Genomic DNA, 17,285 nt, shown 5'->3' on the forward strand with positions numbered 1-17,285 from the left:
CCTGCCCCTGGGGACAGCGCCCCGGCCCAGAAACCGGCCCAGCCAACCCGCCTGGACATCGACAGCCTGACCGTGAACAACGCCCGGGTCGAATACACTGACGAGCAGGCCGGCCGGCAGTTCACCGCCGAAAGCATCCAACTGAGCACTGGCCCGATCCATGATTCCACCAACATTCCGGTCACGCTCACCGCATTCCTGGCCAGCAACCAGCCAGCCGTGCGGGTGCGCACCGAGGTCACGGGCGAGCTGCGCTTCGAGCGCGCCTTGCAGCGCTACAAGTTCGAAGACCTGAAGCTGTCCGGCGAAGCCACGGGCGACCCTTTGCAAGGCAAGACCGTGACGTTCGCGGCACATGGGCAGCTACTCCTGGATAAAGCGGCGAACGTCGCCGAATGGACCGGCATCAAGCTTTCCATCAATCAACTGCGGGCGTTGGGCGAACTGAAGGTCAATGATCTGGACAAGACCCCGCAACTGAGCGGCGGCATGTCGATCGCCCAATTCGACCTGGCGAAATTCGTCGACGGCGTCGGTCAGAAACTGCCAGCCATGGCCGAAGGCAGCTTGAGCAAAGTCGAACTGGTCACCCGTATTGCGGCCACGCCGACCAGCGCCGAATTCAATAGTATCAATCTGAAAATCGACGACAGCACCTTCAGCGGTCGTATCGCCGTGGAAGACTTTGCCAAGCAGTCACTGCGTGCGCAGCTCAAGGCCGATACCTTCAACGTTGACCGCTACCTGCCGCCAAAATCCGCCGAGGCCGACAGTTCCAAGGCGGCCCGAGAGGCGGAGGTCAGCAACACCGAAGCCAGTGCCATGGCGGGCGCCGGCAGCACACCGTTGCCGAGCGCGCCCACCCAGGGCGCCTGGAGCAACGACCGGCTGTTTCCGGTCGAACGCCTGGGCAAACTGGACCTGGATGCCGACCTGACCTTCGGCCAACTGACCCTCGATAAACTGCCGATCCAGAATGCCGCGCTCAAGGCCACCGGCCAGGGCGGCCTGCTGACCCTGGAAAACCTGCGGGGCGATTTGTACAACGGCAACTTCGAAGTCAAAGGCACGCTGGACGTGCGCCAGCCCACGCCGCAGTTGAGCCTGCAAACCCGCATCAACCGGGTACCGGCCGAGAAAATCATCGAAAGCCAGGGCAAGAATCCGCCCGTCAAAGGCCTGGTGACACTCAACAGCGCCGTGACCGCCAGTGGCAACAGCCAAAAGGCCCTGATCGACAGCCTCAACGGTACTGCCGGGTTCGTCATCAACGACGGCGTCCTGCTCAATGCCAACCTCGAGCAGCAGTTGTGCAGGGGCATCGCCACCCTCAATCGTAAAACCCTCAGTGGCGAGCCCCGGGGCAAGGACACCCCGTTCGAGCAACTCAACGGCAATCTCACCTTCCGTAGCGGCGTGGCCAGCAACCCGGACCTGAAGGTCCGCATCCCTGGCATGACCGTCAACGGCAACGGCGATATCGACCTGCGTGTGCTGGGCATGGACTACCGCGTCGGCATCATCATCGAAGGCGACAAGAGCGACATGCCCGACCCGGCTTGCCAGGTCAACGAACGTTACGTCGATGTCGAATGGCCGTTACGCTGCCGCGGTCCGCTGGAGCTGGGCGCGAAGGCATGCCGCCTGGACAACGAAGGATTGGGCAAAGTCGCCGCGAAACTGGCCGGCGACCGCCTCGGTGACAAGCTCAATGAGAAGATCGACGAGAAGCTCGGCGACAAGGTCAGCCCCGAGCTGAAGGACGCGCTCAAGGGGTTGTTCAAGCGATGACAGCCGAGCAGTTTTCCAGCGCCGTACTGGACTGGTTCGACCGCCACGGGCGCCACGACTTGCCTTGGCAGCAAGACATCACTGCGTATCGGGTGTGGGTCTCGGAAATCATGCTGCAGCAGACCCAGGTCAGCACCGTGCTCAATTATTTCGACCGGTTCATGGCCTCGCTGCCCACCGTGCAAGCCCTGGCCGCCGCGCCGGAAGACGAAGTGCTGCACCTGTGGACCGGCCTGGGCTACTACACCCGCGCCCGTAATCTGCAGAAAACCGCGAAGATCGTAGTCGACCAATATGGCGGTGAATTCCCCCGCGACGTGGAAAAACTCACCGAATTACCGGGGATCGGCCTGTCCACAGCCGGCGCCATCGCCAGCATCAGCATGGGCCTGCGGGCACCGATCCTCGATGGCAACGTCAAGCGGGTGCTGGCGCGCTTCACCGCCCAGGAAGGTTACCCGGGCGAACCGAAGGTCGCGAAGCAACTGTGGGCGACCGCCGAGCGCTTCACGCCTCAAGACCGGGTCAACGCCTACACCCAGGCGATGATGGACCTGGGCGCCACGCTCTGTACCCGCAGCAAACCCAGCTGCCTGCTTTGCCCGCTTAAAAAAGGCTGCCAAGCCCACATGCTCGGCCTCGAGACCCGCTACCCGATCCCCAAGCCACGCAAGGATGTGCCCAAAAAACGCACCTTGATGCCGATGTTGGCTAACCGCGAAGGCGCGATTCTGCTTTATCGTCGCCCCTCCACGGGCCTGTGGGGCGGTTTATGGAGCCTGCCGGAACTCGACGACCTCGACGACCTGCAACACCTGGCCCTGCAACACTCGCTGGAGCTGGGCAATCATCAGCAGATGCCAAGCCTGGTGCACACTTTCAGCCACTTCCAGTTGGCGATCGAACCCTGGCTGGTCCGGGTCCGGGAAACCGGCCATCACGTGGCCGAGGCCGACTGGCTCTGGTATAACCTCGCCACCCCGCCGCGCCTGGGCCTCGCCGCCCCGGTCAAGACCTTGCTCGAACGCGCGGCCGCCGTATTGAACGCAGGAGAGTTGCAATGATCCGCACCGTGATGTGCCGCAAGTACAAAGAACAACTGGAAGGCCTGGAGCGCGCGCCGTTCCCGGGCGTCAAAGGCCAGGACATCTACGACAATGTCTCGGCCAAGGCCTGGGCGGACTGGCAAAAACACCAGACCCTGCTGATCAACGAAAAACGCCTGAACATGATGAACGCCGAAGACCGCAAATACCTTCAGGGCGAAATGGAAAAGTTCTTTTCCGGCGAAGAATACGCCAAGGCCGAAGGCTACGTGCCGCCGTCCGAATAGGCCACCCAGAACCGGGGCGGATCGTAAGCGACGGTAATAATTAAATATTTTTTGATAACGTGCTTGACGACCCCCTGAAAAACCCGTTTAATGCGCCCCGTTGCCCAGATAGCTCAGTCGGTAGAGCAGGGGATTGAAAATCCCCGTGTCGGCGGTTCGATTCCGTCTCTGGGCACCAAATACCGAAAACCCCGATCAAGAAATTGATCGGGGTTTTTTATTGCCTGGGATTTACGGGAGCTGTGACGGCGCGTCGAGCTCTTCAACCTCATTGGGTGCCACATTGTTTGTGGTGGATTGAGATTCGAAGTGGTTGCCCTGAAGCTGTAGGATAGATCGCCTTATTTTCATGCCAGGAGTCTGCCCCCCCATGTCATCGGCAAACAAACAGCAGAAACGAAACCAGCGCGCCAAGGCGAAAGCCAAGAAGAACCGCATTCAGCGTGCTGCTGCGCCGAACGATTTCCTGGACCCGAACGATGAGCGCATCGATCTGGAATCCGTGGACCTGACGGAGCTGTTCCAAATCATGAGCTCAGCTGAAAAGGTCAGCCAGAAGGCGATGTGCGAAGCGTTCCTGGCCTATCCATTGTTGACGCTGGTGCTGGAACAGGAAGGTGAGGACGAAGCAACCGACTTCATCATTACTGCATTGATCGAATACCGTCGCCTGACCAAAGGCGTCGATGAGCAGACCGCGCTGGATTGGGTGGAGAGTGAGCAGTTCCAGGCCGATTATGTCGCCGCGTCCAAGGCGCTAGCCCAAGATCCGATCTGATGATCGTCCTCATTATGAGGACGTCGGCAGTGGATGACGCCATCCCGGGATAGCTCCTACAAGCCAGGGTCAGCCAAGATCAGGCGGCGTCAAACCCGTCCTGCAAGAATCGGACGGCTTTCCTCCCACCTAATCAGACTCGCCCTGCATCATCGAAACGTCGTCCAGAGCATCCTTTTGGTCCTCCCGTTTGGGAAAGGCTTTGATGAACGCAACCTGCGCCACATGCGGGACTTTTATCAATCGTTTCCAATTTGGAACGCAGTGCGTTCCGAATTGAGCTGGACCCATTACCGCACACTTCTGCGGGTAGAAGCCCCAAACGCCCGCCATTGGTACATGAACGAGGTAGCCATCCAAAACTGGTCCACCCGCGCCCTGGAACGTCAGATCGGCACCCTCTACTACGAACGTCCGCTGGCCAGCCAAGACCGCCCGGCGGTGAAACAGGAAGCGACCAGCCATATTGAAAGGCTCAATCTCAGCCCGAGGGACATCGTCAGGGATCCCGTAGTTTTGGAGTTCCTCGGAATGCCCAATGCCGGCGCTTTGCTGGAGACCGACCTGGAACAAGCCTTGAGGCTCGACAACCAAGCCTGACGACGGGCGAACTGAAAGCCAACAGCTGATGGCCGCTCTGGCCGAAAAATCTGTGTAAGATTGATGCGCTTTTTTTCCAGCAACGCTCCAGTCAACGAGCTCTATCCCGCATGTCACCGGCCGCGCCTCCCCCTTCTCTGATTCAGGCATTGCGGACCGAAACCGCTGAGCTGCACGTCGCCCTGGAAAAACGCTTGCCGTTTTTCTCCGAACAGTTGGACCTCGACCTGTACCGGCGCCTGATGGCCGCCTACTACGGTTTTTATAAACCGCTGGAACAGCGACTTCATGTCCTGACGCTGACACCGACGGGGTTGGACCAATCCCTGCGGATCAAGCTTCCCGTACTGCGGGCGGATCTCACGGCACTGGGCCTGGATGACCACGCTATCGAGGCACTGCCCACCTGCCGGGACCTGCCGCAGATCGATTCCCGTGCCGCCGCCCTGGGGGTTTCCTATGTGCTGGAAGGTGCAACTCTCGGGGGGCAGATCCTGCGGCGCAGAGTCGCCGAACAGCTCGGCCTTGATGCCTCCAGCGGCGCGGCGTTTCTCAATGTGTATGGCGAACTCACCGGTCGGCGTTGGAAGGACTTCCTTCAGTATTTGGGCGACAGGAACCTTGGCGACGCCCAAACGCTCGAAGTCACACGTGCCGCCAAAGCGACGTTTACTCATTTTGAACACTGGCTGGACAGCCAAAAGGTATTGTTATGACCCCGGAAAACCAGGAAGCCTTCGAAGAACTGCTGGCCAATTGTGCAGACGAACCGATTCGCTTCCCCGGGGCCATCCAGCCTCATGGCGTACTACTGATGCTGTCCGAACCCGACTTCGTCATCCGACAGGTCAGCGCCAACGTATTGCAATTGATGGGGCACGATTCTCACGGTCTCCCCGGCCAGACGCTGGACGCACTGTTCGGGCAGCAGCAGGCCCAAGCCGTCCTCAAGGCCTGTCGCGCCGATGCGGACGGGGACAACGCGCCCGTGGAGATTGTCGTGAACCAGTTGCGTTTTGACGCCCTGGTCCACCGCCATCAAGGCGCCCTGATCGTCGAACTGGAACAGCACCTGAGCGACTACCGTCCCGAAGGTGTCAGCGGCGAAGCCAACCTGGGGCGCATGCTGCAACGCCTGCAAAGCGCGAAAAGCCTCCAGGCTCTGTACGAAATCAGCGTTCGGGAAATTCAGGCCATGACCGGTTACGACCGGGTGCTGATCTATCGCTTCGAAGAAGAAGGCCATGGCCAGGTGATCGCCGAGGCCAGCGCGCCGTCGATGGAGCTCTACAAAGGCCTGTTTTTTCCGGCATCGGATATCCCTGAACAGGCCCGGGAGCTGTATCGCACCAACTGGCTGCGGATCATCCCCAACGCTGACTACACGCCGGTACCGCTGGTCCCGCAGTTGCGTCCCGACACTCAGACACCCCTGGACCTGAGCTTTTCCACCCTGCGTAGCGTCTCGCCGATCCACCGCCAATACATGAAAAACATGGGTGTGCTGTCGTCCATGAGCATTTCCCTGATGGAAGGCGACCGACTGTGGGGCCTGATCAGTTGCGGCAACCGTCAACCCCTGCTCGTGCCCCATGAAATGCGCATGGCCTGCCAGACCATCGGCCAAGTGCTGTCGCTGCAGATCAGCGCCATGGAAGCACTGGATCTGACCCGTCAACGGGATGCCAAGCTTGAGGACCTCAAGGTTCTCGCCACGGCCATGGCCGAGTCCAGCGACAATGTCTTTGACGGCTTGTCCCGCGAACCCCAAAGGCTGATGGACCTGACCGGCGCCACCGGCGTCGCGATCCTCGAGGACAACAAGCTGCACCGCCATGGCCAGTGCCCGGAAGCGGAGCAGATCCGCGAGCTGCATAAATGGATGCTGGAGACCGACCAGCCCGTTTTCTCCCACCACAACCTGAGCAGCGTTTTCGCTCCAGCCCAGGCCTATCAGGACGTGGCGAGCGGTGTGCTGGCGATCCACCTGCCCAAGCCTGTGGAAAATGGCGTGCTGTGGTTCCGCCCCGAGGTGAAGCAAACCATCCAGTGGAGTGGCGACCCGCAAAAACCTCTGGACCTGGAAAGCAGCGAGACAGGTTTGCGCCTGCGACCGCGAACGTCTTTCGAAATCTGGAAAGTCGAAATGGCCGGCATCAGTACCAAATGGACCCACGGCGATCTGTTTGCCGCCAACGACCTGCGCCGCTCAGCGCTGGAAAACGATCTGGCCCGGCAAGTCCACAAGGAGCGTCAGGCGGTGCAGGCGCGTGATGAACTGGTGGCGGTGGTGTCCCATGACCTGCGCAACCCGATGACGGTCATATCCATGCTCTGCGGCATGATGCAAAAGTCCTTCAGCTCCGACGGCTCCCATAGCTCCAAGCGAATTGCTTCAGCCATCGACACCATGCAACAGGCCGCCAGCCGCATGAACGTTCTGCTCGAAGACCTGCTGGACACTTCGCGCATCGACGCCGGGCGCTACACCATCCATCCCCAGCCGCTGGACGTCAGCCAGATATTCGAAGACGCCTGCTCGCTGCTGACGCCGCTGGCAACCGCCAAGGCCATCGATATTTCGTTCCACGCCGAACCCAATCTCAAGATCAATGCCGACCCCGAGCGGTTGTTCCAGGTGCTGTCGAACCTGATCGGAAACGCCATCAAGTTCACCCCCCAGCAAGGCAGCGTGGGCATCAGCGCGATGTCGGTGGGTGACGAGATCGTGTTCAGCGTTCGTGATACCGGCGAAGGAATCAAACCGGAGCAGTTGCCTCACGTGTTTGACCGCTACTGGACAGTCAAGGAAGGCAACCCGAACGGCACCGGACTGGGTTTGTATATTTCCAAGGGGATTGTCCAGGCCCATGGCGGTAAACTGCACGCCGAAAGCCAGCCAGGCAAGGGCAGCGAATTCAGCTTTACCGTGCCGAAAATCAACTGAGCCGGGCATCGCCCCCTAACAAACTGGAAACCGAAGCCCAATGGCCTCACTGAACAAACAGCAAAAACGCGCCAAGCGTGCCAAAGACAAAGCCAAGCAAATCCGCATGAGCGGGCGTAAATCCATCCCCATGTATGGCGACCCGGCCCACGCCACCGCCCAGCCACCGGTCTACGTGCTCGAGCTGTTCGCCAAGCTACGCGAAGCCGAGGCCATCAGCCGTAGCGAAATGCTCGACACGCTGCTCGCGTCCCTGAGCGTGATGATCAGCGAACGCCCCGGCCTGCTGGACCTGAAAAACGCCGAGAACGAAAGCATGGCCGCCACCAACCTGGCCGCGGACATGCTGGTCGACTACCGCATGTGGGCCGACGACATGGATCGCGAGACGGCCCAGCGCTGGCTCAGCACCCCGGAGTTCATCAAGGACTTCAGCGAGGCGCTGGATCGTTATCGTCAGTTGATGGAAGAGCCCGCCGGCGAATAGAACGCGATCAGCCTCACGGAGAAGAGGACAGCCAGCTAAAACTTCCTATGGACGATAAAAACGCACAACGGCAACACTCATCCGATTAACCCTTCCAACCCCCAGCCAAAGCTGGCACCATCGCGCCTTTTTTTACGCGACTCCCCGGGATTTTTACCGGTAAACAGAGTTCGAACGGCCGTTCGGTTGTTGATGGCGCGACAGTCTGCTGCGCCGATGCGACAACCTGCCGCACATTCGCGGTTTACCACCCGTAGCGCTGTTGGCTGCCATTCGGACGCTATGCTAGCTTGGCCGCCTCGCCAGGAAGGCCGCCAACAGCAAGGGAGCACACACCATGAGGACCGCACATGGCCCAGGCCACGCCCGCGCTTGAAATCCGCAACCTGCACAAACGCTACGGAAAGCTGGAGGTGCTCAAAGGCGTCTCGCTGACCGCCCGCGACGGCGATGTGATCTCGATCCTGGGTTCCTCCGGTTCCGGCAAGTCCACATTCCTGCGCTGCATCAACCTGCTGGAAAATCCCAACCAGGGCCAGATCCTGGTGGCCGGCGAAGAACTCAAGCTCAAGGCCGCGAAAAACGGTGAACTGGTGGCCGCCGATGGCAAACAGATCAACCGCATGCGCAGCGAAATCGGTTTTGTGTTTCAAAACTTTAACCTCTGGCCGCACATGAGCGTGCTCGACAACATCATCGAAGCCCCGCGCCGGGTGCTCGGCCAGAGCAAGGCCGAGGCCGTGGAAGTGGCTGAAGCCCTGCTGGCCAAGGTCGGCATCGCCGACAAGCGTCATGCCTACCCTGCCGAGCTTTCCGGTGGTCAGCAGCAGCGCGCCGCCATCGCCCGCACTCTGGCGATGCAGCCTAAAGTGATTCTGTTCGACGAACCCACCTCTGCCCTTGACCCGGAAATGGTCCAGGAAGTACTTAGTGTGATCCGCGCCCTGGCCGAAGAAGGCCGCACCATGCTGCTGGTGACTCACGAAATGGGCTTCGCCCGTCAGGTTTCCAGCGAAGTGGTGTTCCTTCATCAAGGCTTGGTCGAGGAGCAAGGATCGCCACAGCAGGTCTTCGAAAACCCGCTTTCGGCGCGCTGCAAACAATTCATGTCCAGCAACCGCTAACGGAGCAGTACATATGCAGACCTACAAGAAATTTCTCCTGGCCGCTGCCGCCAGTCTGGTCTTCTCGGCCAGCGCCATGGCCGCGGAAACACTGAAGATGGGCATCGAAGCGGCCTACCCGCCGTTCAATAACAAAGATGCCAGCGGCAACGTGGTCGGCTTCGACAAGGACATTGGCGACGCCCTGTGCGCCAAGATGAAAGTCGAATGCAGCGTGGTGACCTCCGACTGGGACGGCATCATTCCGGCCCTGAACGCCAAGAAGTTCGACTTCCTGATCTCCTCGCTGTCGATTACCGAGGAACGCAAGCAGGCCGTGGACTTCACCGAACCGTACTACTCCAACAAGCTGCAATTCATCGCACCGAAGGCCACCGAAGACTTCAAGACCGACAAGGCCTACCTGAGCGGCAAGACCATTGGCGCACAACGCGCCACGCTGGCCGGCACCTGGCTGGAAGACCGCAACATGGAAGATGACTACAACGTAAAGGTCACGCTCTACGATACCCAGGAAAACGCTTACCTGGACCTGCTCTCGGGCCGCGTTGACGCCATCCTGGCGGACAAATACGTGCAATACGAATGGCTCAAGAGCAAAGACGGCGCCGCCTTCGAATTCAAAGGCGACCCGGTGGTGGAAAGCGACAAGATCGGTATCGCGGTGCGCAAGGGTGACGACGAACTGCGCAACAAGCTGAACGCCGCGCTCAAGGAAATCGTTGCCGACGGCACCTATAAAAAGATCAACGACAAGTACTTCCCGTTCAGCATCTATTGATACTGACGTGCCTGGCCGGCGCCGCTTCATTGCGGCACCGGCCCTTAGCAAAGCCTGCCGCGATATGAACACACACCCATGATGATCGATCTCTACGGATTCGGCCCGGCGCTCGCCGCTGGCGCGCTGATGACCGTCAAACTGGCGCTCTCGGCCCTCTGCCTGGGGCTGGTGCTCGGCTTGCTCGGCGCCTTGGCCAAGACTTCCGCATACAAGCCGCTGCAATGGCTGGGCGGCACTTATTCGACACTGGTTCGCGGCATCCCCGAATTGCTCTGGGTGCTGCTGATCTACTTCGGCACCGTCAATCTCATGCGTGCCCTGGGCGAATACTTCGGTAACCCGGACCTTTCCCTCAACGCCTTCGCCGCCGGCGTCATCGCCCTGGGCCTGTGCTTTGGCGCCTACGCCACGGAAGTATTCCGCGGCGCGATCCTGGCCATTCCCAAGGGCCATCGCGAAGCTGGCGTGGCGCTGGGGTTGTCCAAGTGGCGGATCTTCACTCGGCTGATCATGCCGCAGATGTGGCGCATCGCCCTGCCCGGGCTGGGCAACCTGTTCATGATCCTGATGAAAGACACCGCGCTGGTGTCGGTGATCGGCCTGGAAGAGATCATGCGGCACGCGCAAATCGGCGTGACCGTGTCCAAGCAACCGTTCACCTTCTATATGGTGGCCGCGTTCATGTACCTGGGCCTTACCGTGCTGGCCATGATCGGCATGCATTTTCTGGAACGACGTGCCGCTCGCGGCTTTGCCAGGAGCACCCAATGAACTGGGAAGTCATCATCAAGTGGCTGCCGAAACTGGCCCAAGGCGCGACACTGACCCTGGAGCTGGTCGCCATCGCCGTGATCGCCGGTCTGCTGCTGGCGATTCCGCTGGGCATCGCCCGCTCCTCACGCCTGTGGTACGTGCGGGCGTTACCCTACGCCTACATTTTCTTTTTCCGTGGCACGCCGTTATTGGTTCAGCTGTTCCTGGTCTACTACGGTCTGGCGCAGTTCGACGCCGTGCGCAGCAGTTCGCTGTGGCCCTATCTGCGGGATCCGTTCTGGTGCGCCACGGCCACCATGACCCTGCACACCGCCGCCTACATCGCCGAGATCCTGCGCGGCGCGATCCAGGCCATCCCCCGTGGTGAAATCGAGGCCGCGCGAGCCCTGGGCATGTCCCGACCCAAGGCGTTGTTCTACATCATCCTGCCTCGCGCCGCGCGCATCGGCCTGCCGGCCTACAGCAACGAAGTGATCCTGATGCTCAAGGCCAGCGCCCTGGCGAGCACCGTGACCCTGCTGGAGCTGACCGGTATGGCCCGGACCATCATTGCTCGGACCTACCTGCCGGTGGAAATCTTCTTCGCGGCCGGCATGTTCTACCTGCTGATGGCGTTCGTGCTGGTGCAGGGCTTCAAACAGCTGGAGCGCTGGTTGCGCGTCGATGCCTGCCAAGGACGCTGACAGCGGCGTGTTGACGGGCGAGGCGTTACTCGCCCGTTTCACCGCGCTGGATGCTTTTCTCACAACGCACCAGGCATTGTGGAAACCGCGTCCGTTCACCCATCTGCAGCTGCCATGGGAACGGTCCTACCCTGAGCTGGCCCAATGGCTACGCCAGCGTTCGCTGGAAGACGCGGAAAACGACCATCACCAACCCTGGCTGATTCAACATGCACCCGCGCCATTTCCAGAACTGGCGGGCATTTCCCATGCGTTGAGCGTCGTCGCAGAACTGCCGGGCAAAGAGCTCGAAACCGCCGCCCATCGCCTCAGCGTCGACGTGCCAGGGCGCAAATGGCAGCAAATCGGAGCTTTCGCAAGTCGCCTGCACTTCGCTACCAAACCGACCCACTGGCTCGATTGGTGCGCCGGCAAAGGTCATCTTGGCCGACGCTTGCTGCAGGCTGAACAACAACTGACTTGCCTGGAATACGACCCAGCCCTGGTCGCCAGCGGCCAGCAACTAAGCCAACGCCACCGTCTGCCCGCCACGCACTTGCAGCAAGACGTGCTGGCGGCAGAGGCAGGCCTGGCGATCCGCCCTGAACACACACCGGTAGCCCTGCACGCCTGCGGCGACCTGCATGTGCGCCTGATGCAATTGGCGAGCGCCGCTGGCTGCACTCAACTGGCAATCGCCCCGTGCTGCTACAACCGCATCAGTGCTGAACGTTATCAACCGCTGTCCGACGTCGCCAAGGGTTCGGTCCTACAGCTAACGCTCGATGATCTCAGCCTGCCACTGACCGAAACGGTCACCGCCGGCGCCCGCATCCGGCGGCAACGGGACCACTCCATGGCTCGGCGCCTGAGCTTTGACCTGCTGCAACGACAGATCCGGGGCCGCGACGACTATCTGCCCACCCCCTCGCTCCCCAGCGCCTGGCTGGAAAAATCCTTCATCGAGTACTGCACCGATCTGGCAGCCCTGAAAGACTTATCCACAGTCGGCTCGCCTGACTGGTCGGCACTGGAAGCGGCCGGCCATCAACGCCTGGCCCAAGTGCGCAACCTGGAATTGGTCCGCGGCCTTTTCCGGCGGCCTCTTGAGCTGTGGCTGGTGCTGGATCGGGCGCTTTTCCTCAGCCAGAAAAACTACCACGTCCACCTCGGCACCTTCTGCGAAACGCCCCTCACGCCCCGAAATCTGATGCTGCTGGCCGAACGTCGCTGACATGAAACAGCCTGTGGATAACTCTGTTGATGAAATTGTCTTGGATCCAATTAATCCGCGATTTTCTGCTGAAAGCGAGGCTGGTCATTTTTTGTTCATATGGATAAAAAACCATTAAAACAGGCATTTGCGAGCAAACGAGAAAGCTGTCACAAAATCGCAAGATGGCAGTCGCCCCACCCCGCCCGTTGTGCATAAGCGTTCAAGCAAAACGACATAACCGCCGAACTCAGTGCTCCCACACGCCAGCAATTGCGCCCATCGCGCCTGTGCAGTACAACAGCCTTTCGTATCGTGATTGACACAATGCCGACACACACAAGGACTGGCCGTGACGTTCATTTCCTACGCACAGAACTTCGAAGACATACGCCTGTGGCGCGCCCTTCAATCGGTGGAAAACGGCTTTTATCTGGACATAGGCGCCAATCATCCAACAGATGATTCCGTGACCCGGGCGTTCTACGATCACGGCTGGCGCGGGATCAACATCGAACCGGTGCAGGCCTACTACGACGCTCTCTGCCAAGAACGGCCAAACGACATCAACCTGCAATGCGTAGCCGGCGAAAACGCCGACAGCCTGACCTTCTACACCATCGCCGACACGGGCCTGTCCACCGTCGAAGCCAGCGTCGCCCAACAGCACCGCGACGCGGGCATGAAGGTAAGCAAGCAGACCGTCCAGTCCCGCACCCTGACTTCGATCTGCGAGCAATACGCCCAGGACCGCCCCATCCACTTTCTGAAAATCGACGTCGAAGGCCACGAAGAAACCGTGCTGCGCGGCATGGACTTCAGCCGCTGGCGCCCCTGGATCATCCTCATCGAAACCCCATGGGCCCGCGACCAGACCTGGGAAACCCTCGTCACCGAAGCCGGCTATCACTCCATCCTGTTCGACGGCCTCAACACCTTTTACCTCGCCGAAGAACACCTGGCGCTCAAACCCGCTTTCGACATCCCCCCGTGCAACCTCGACGGGTTCCAATTCTGCAAAGGCCACAAATTCAGCCACCCCCTGAGCGAACCCGACCAGCAACTCACCGCCGCCCTGCAACGCGCCGAACGGGCCGAAGCCCAACTCCATGCCCTGCAAAACAGCCGTACCTGGCGAACCTTGCAGAAAGTGCGCAACCTCGTACGCCGCGCCTGAGCCGAGGCTCTGCAAAAATAGTCAGAATTCAGGGGTTTACAGAACGCACCCAATCGCTATAATCGTCGCCCACACGCCGGTATAGCTCAGTTGGTAGAGCAACTGACTTGTAATCAGTAGGTCCCGGGTTCGACTCCTGGTGCCGGCACCATACAAAACGAAGCCCTCGCAGAAATGCGAGGGCTTTGTTGTTTCTGCACGCCCACTTTCTGTCCAGACACTGAACTCTGTGGGAGCGAGCCTGCTCGCGATGAGGCCATCACCGCCACCGACACTCTGCCATACATGCGCAAGCTCGCTCCGTCCGCCCCAGATGCGTTAATCCCAGACACACAATTTCTAGCCCCGCCAGCATGGCGCCACGATTGTCCCCTATCCAATCGACCGCTACCTTCCAACTGTCGCTGCCAATTCAGCGACCGGGCCTGAGAACCCGAGTAAGATGCAGGCGCTACAGCGCCCTACCACGTTTTGCGGCGCTTTTTTATGTCCGTATTTCGTGCAATGGCGGCTGTGCGTGGGAGACCTTCGGGTCTGCCGGGTTCCTGTATCTCCGGTTTCTCAGCCTGCGCACAGCTGCCACCCATTCGCCTGAGAACGAACGTGGCAGCTCTCACTTGATATGGGAGCTCTATCGATGTATGCCATGGATTTGCCGCTTTTCTGCTGTTGCGCTTGGTCAGCCGCTACTTGCCGCCAACTGACAACCGGAGGCGCACAATGACCCACCCCAGAGACCTCAAAACCCCAGGCCTAACCCCCTTCTCCTACCACTCCGACCGCCCCCTCTTCCGCGTCAACAGCGGCATTCCCATCGGCGAAGCCTTATCCCACGCCTCCGACCTGCTCCACGTTGCCAAGCTCTTGGCCGAGGACGCGGCGATGATTCGCAGCACGGATCGGTACGCCTGGGCGTCGTGTTATTTGCAGGATATGAGCAAAGCCGTCATCGATGACGTGGTGAAGGTGCTGGAGGCGCCGGGGAGTCATTCTGCTTAAGAGCCGCAGGGGCAATGCTGCTCCGAGGGGGCAGCATTGAATTTTATTTGCAGGAGCGGATTAAAGAAGGGCAGCTTCGCAGCCCAGCGGGAGCAAGCTCCCTCGCCACGGGGGCTACGGACAGAGCACGATTACCGGCTGCAATGAGTAAGCGGACACTAAATCAACCATGGTCTGTCCCCCGTTTTCCTACGAGAACGCTCTGGCGCTGCAGGCCTAATACCCACGCAAGCGCATCATGTCGCCAAGCGATAGGTAGACTGCACCAACCCCGAAGCAAACCAGCGGCTGGATACCAGTTTCAGATCTACGTCCCGCTCAAGAGCCCCGAACAATGGCCTTCCGGAGCCGATCAGCACAGGTACAGTGGTAATCACCATGTCGGTGATTAATCCATCGCGCAGGAATGACTGCACCACCTGTCCGCCATCGACATAGACCCGACGTACGCCTTGTCTCGTCAGTTCCTCCATCACGTCCTTGGGCGCGAGGCTAGAGAACCGGAGCTTGCCCTTCAGCGCTTCGGGCACTGGCGCATCCAACAGGCTTTCAGACAGCACCACCACGGGGCGCTCGTAGAACCAGGTGTCGAAGGTCCGGACCTTCTCATAGGTTCCGCGCCCCATCACGATCACGTCCTTGTCAGCGATGAAGTCTGAGTAGCCATGGTCCTCGGTTTGATCATCGCGCTGTAAAAGCCAGTCGATGTCACCGTCGGGCCTGGCGATGAAGCCATCCAGGCTGGTGGCGATGAAAACATGTGCAGTGGCCATCAGGATCTCCTTATTCATACGGGGTATTTCGATGCCCGGCGTCGAGAAACACCTGCTGGCATTGATCATCCATTGTGCAATCGCTCCCATCGCTTGTCTTCGGGCCCGCAGGTCGTTGGCGTTATCGGCAAGCGGGCGTGAGCGCCCGAAGCAATCAAAGCGAACCTCCGAGCGCTCCGCCGGCCCTCAACTACACTTTCCCTGAAATCCCGCCCCCTCTGGAGTAGTAGGCGATGAAGATCAGGACCAAGATCATAGGCTCGGGGTTGATCAGCCTTTTCTTTGCCCTCGTGCTCGGCGGTATCGGGTTGTGGGGCTATATCAGCATGACCAGCGCCCTGGCGCGTAGCGAGACCAGTATTTCGGCCATGCGCAAGCACATGGAGGCGGACATGATGCACGACGCCATTCGTGGCGATGTGTTGGCCGCTTTGCTGGTGGCGCCGGGGGATGCCGCGGGAGCCAAGGAGGTGAGAGAGGCGCTCGATGAGCATGCGCAACGGATGCGCAAAGTCATCGCCGAGAATGCCGAGGCCCAGTTGCCGCAAGCGATCGCTCAGGCTATTACCGAGCTGAAGCCGCAAGTGGAAACCTATATTGCATCGGCTCAGCAGGTGATCGCTAAGGCGTTGGAGGGTGCCCAGGATGGCCGGGCGCTGCGGACGGAGTTCGACGGGGCGTTTTCGGCGCTGGAGGAGCGTAACGAGGCGGTGAGTGAGTTGATCGAGAGCCAGGCCCATGCCACCCGCGAGCATCAGGACCACAGCATTCAAACGTCGGAGCGCTGGTTGGTTTTCACATTGCTGGCCACCTGTGTGGCGTTGGCGCTGTTGTCCTGGAGCCTGCTCAAGGCGGTGCTTACGCCGCTGAACAAGATCATCCTCAATACCCAGGCTATTTCCCAAGGGGATTTGCAGCGCTCGATGGGGGCTCAAAGCAAGGATGAGCTGGGTCAGTTGCAGGGTGTGATCGAGCAGATGCAGGTCAATCTGCGGCAAATGATCGCCACGATCCGCAGCCAGAGTGACGAGTTGCATGGCACGTCGCGCGTATTGGGCGATACGGCGCGGCAGATTGTGTCCAGCGCCGATCAGCAGGCTCAGAGCGCCACCAGCATGGCGGCGAGCATGGAGCAGATGATGGCGAACATCAGCCAGATCCATCAGCACGCCGACAGCGCCCGGACGATTTCAGCGCAGTCCGAACAACTGGCCAGCAGCGGCGGGCAAGTGATTCTTGGGGTGGTAGAGGGCATGAGCCGGATCGCCGAGGTGGTCAATCAGTCGTCCAGCAAGATCACCGCGCTGGATGCGTCGTCCGAAGACATTCATTCCATCATTCAGGTGATCAAGAGCATCGCCGAGCAAACCAACCTGCTGGCCCTCAACGCCGCCATCGAAGCCGCCCGCGCCGGTGAGGCGGGGCGGGGCTTTGCGGTGGTGGCCGATGAGGTGCGTAACCTGGCAGCGCGCACCACCCAGTCCACTCAGGAAATCACCGCAATGATCGAGCGCATCCAGACCAGCGCCCGGGATGCGGTGGCGAACATGCAGGCTTGCGTCAGCCGCGTGGACGAAGGCGTCTCACTGGCCCAGCAGGCCGGGGTGTCCATCAGCGAAATCCGCACCGGCGCCCGGCACGCGGCAGAAGTGGTGGAGGAAATTTCCCAGACCATTGCCGAACAATCGAAGGCCAGCGATGAAATGGCTCAGAGGGTGGAGTCGATTGCCGCGCAGTCCCGCGAGAACACCCGCTCGATTCACAACCTGACGCAAACAGCGGATCAATTGAACGATGCGGCGGGGTCGATGCAGTCTTCGGTGCAGCAGTTCAAGATTTGATC

The 17,285-nt window shown here is 60.2% G+C and carries 16 protein-coding genes, 2 tRNA genes and 1 pseudogene; 18 read left to right on the plus strand and 1 reads right to left on the minus strand.

The window, feature by feature from the left end; translation table 11 throughout:
• The 17 genes and pseudogenes from GSM73_RS24035 to GSM73_RS24115 all read left to right on the plus strand — a co-directional run.
• Window positions 1-1,791, plus strand: a 1,791-nt coding sequence (locus GSM73_RS24035; RefSeq protein ID WP_160894088.1) for an AsmA family protein, incomplete at its 5' end; no start/stop codon positions are given.
• The gene (mutY, locus tag GSM73_RS24040) at window positions 1,788-2,855 is read left to right on the plus strand and encodes an A/G-specific adenine glycosylase (protein WP_047226894.1); all 1,068 of its coding nucleotides are present in this window, start codon (window positions 1,788-1,790) and stop codon (window positions 2,853-2,855) included. The genes GSM73_RS24035 and mutY, both read left to right, overlap by 4 nt.
• Window positions 2,852-3,124, plus strand: a complete 273-nt coding sequence (locus tag GSM73_RS24045; RefSeq protein WP_047226893.1) for an oxidative damage protection protein — start codon at window positions 2,852-2,854, stop codon at window positions 3,122-3,124. The genes mutY and GSM73_RS24045 overlap by 4 nt, the downstream gene beginning before the upstream one ends.
• 102 nt (window positions 3,125-3,226) lie before the next feature.
• A tRNA-Phe gene (locus GSM73_RS24050) sits at window positions 3,227-3,302 on the plus strand.
• 192 nt (window positions 3,303-3,494) lie between these two features.
• Window positions 3,495-3,902 (plus strand): hypothetical protein, encoded by a 408-nt coding sequence (locus GSM73_RS24055; RefSeq protein WP_047226892.1) that lies wholly within the window; start codon window positions 3,495-3,497, stop codon window positions 3,900-3,902.
• 180 nt (window positions 3,903-4,082) lie between these two features.
• Window positions 4,083-4,481 (plus strand): annotated as a pseudogene (locus GSM73_RS24060) (DUF1016 N-terminal domain-containing protein); the annotation flags it as partial.
• 131 nt (window positions 4,482-4,612) lie between these two features.
• Entirely contained in the window at window positions 4,613-5,218 is a 606-nt protein-coding gene (locus GSM73_RS24065) for a biliverdin-producing heme oxygenase (protein WP_047226891.1), read from the plus strand.
• Complete coding sequence (locus tag GSM73_RS24070) at window positions 5,215-7,449, plus strand: ATP-binding protein (RefSeq protein WP_160894013.1); 2,235 nt, start codon at window positions 5,215-5,217, stop codon at window positions 7,447-7,449. Before GSM73_RS24065 ends, GSM73_RS24070 begins: the two co-directional genes overlap by 4 nt.
• A gap of 40 nt (window positions 7,450-7,489) precedes the next feature.
• Window positions 7,490-7,936 (plus strand): hypothetical protein, encoded by a 447-nt coding sequence (locus tag GSM73_RS24075; protein ID WP_076383343.1) that lies wholly within the window; start codon window positions 7,490-7,492, stop codon window positions 7,934-7,936.
• 350 nt (window positions 7,937-8,286) lie between these two features.
• Entirely contained in the window at window positions 8,287-9,060 is a 774-nt protein-coding gene (locus GSM73_RS24080) for an ABC transporter ATP-binding protein (protein ID WP_047226888.1), read from the plus strand.
• A gap of 13 nt (window positions 9,061-9,073) precedes the next feature.
• Window positions 9,074-9,841 (plus strand): ABC transporter substrate-binding protein, encoded by a 768-nt coding sequence (locus GSM73_RS24085; RefSeq protein ID WP_047226887.1) that lies wholly within the window; start codon window positions 9,074-9,076, stop codon window positions 9,839-9,841.
• 78 nt (window positions 9,842-9,919) lie between these two features.
• Complete coding sequence (locus GSM73_RS24090; RefSeq protein ID WP_047226886.1) at window positions 9,920-10,615, plus strand: ABC transporter permease; 696 nt, start codon at window positions 9,920-9,922, stop codon at window positions 10,613-10,615.
• Window positions 10,612-11,301 (plus strand): ABC transporter permease, encoded by a 690-nt coding sequence (locus GSM73_RS24095; protein ID WP_047226885.1) that lies wholly within the window; start codon window positions 10,612-10,614, stop codon window positions 11,299-11,301. Before GSM73_RS24090 ends, GSM73_RS24095 begins: the two co-directional genes overlap by 4 nt.
• A complete protein-coding gene (locus GSM73_RS24100) occupies window positions 11,282-12,514 on the plus strand; it encodes a methyltransferase (protein ID WP_160894015.1) in 1,233 nt (410 codons plus the stop codon). The genes GSM73_RS24095 and GSM73_RS24100 overlap by 20 nt, the downstream gene beginning before the upstream one ends.
• Before the next feature lie 331 nt (window positions 12,515-12,845).
• Window positions 12,846-13,670 (plus strand): FkbM family methyltransferase, encoded by an 825-nt coding sequence (locus GSM73_RS24105; protein ID WP_160894017.1) that lies wholly within the window; start codon window positions 12,846-12,848, stop codon window positions 13,668-13,670.
• 75 nt (window positions 13,671-13,745) lie between these two features.
• Window positions 13,746-13,821: transfer RNA gene (locus GSM73_RS24110), tRNA-Thr, on the plus strand.
• A gap of 569 nt (window positions 13,822-14,390) precedes the next feature.
• Entirely contained in the window at window positions 14,391-14,669 is a 279-nt protein-coding gene (locus GSM73_RS24115; protein ID WP_139048823.1) for a DUF3077 domain-containing protein, read from the plus strand.
• Between the two features lie 236 nt (window positions 14,670-14,905).
• Here the strand turns inward: GSM73_RS24115 and GSM73_RS24120 are convergent, their stop codons facing one another.
• Window positions 14,906-15,442: a dihydrofolate reductase family protein gene (locus GSM73_RS24120; RefSeq protein WP_160894090.1), complete on the minus strand. Its 537-nt coding sequence runs from the start codon at window positions 15,440-15,442 to the stop codon at window positions 14,906-14,908.
• A gap of 233 nt (window positions 15,443-15,675) precedes the next feature.
• Between GSM73_RS24120 and GSM73_RS24125 the strand changes: the two genes are divergently transcribed.
• Window positions 15,676-17,283 carry a methyl-accepting chemotaxis protein gene (locus GSM73_RS24125; protein WP_107323073.1) on the plus strand — a complete coding sequence of 536 codons (1,608 nt, stop codon included), beginning with the start codon at window positions 15,676-15,678 and terminating at the stop codon, window positions 17,281-17,283.
• Window positions 17,284-17,285 lie beyond the last annotated feature (2 nt).

The sequence above is a fragment of the Pseudomonas sp. PICF6 genome, from assembly GCF_009831705.1.
In the GTDB taxonomy this organism is placed as follows: domain Bacteria; phylum Pseudomonadota; class Gammaproteobacteria; order Pseudomonadales; family Pseudomonadaceae; genus Aquipseudomonas; species Aquipseudomonas rhizophila.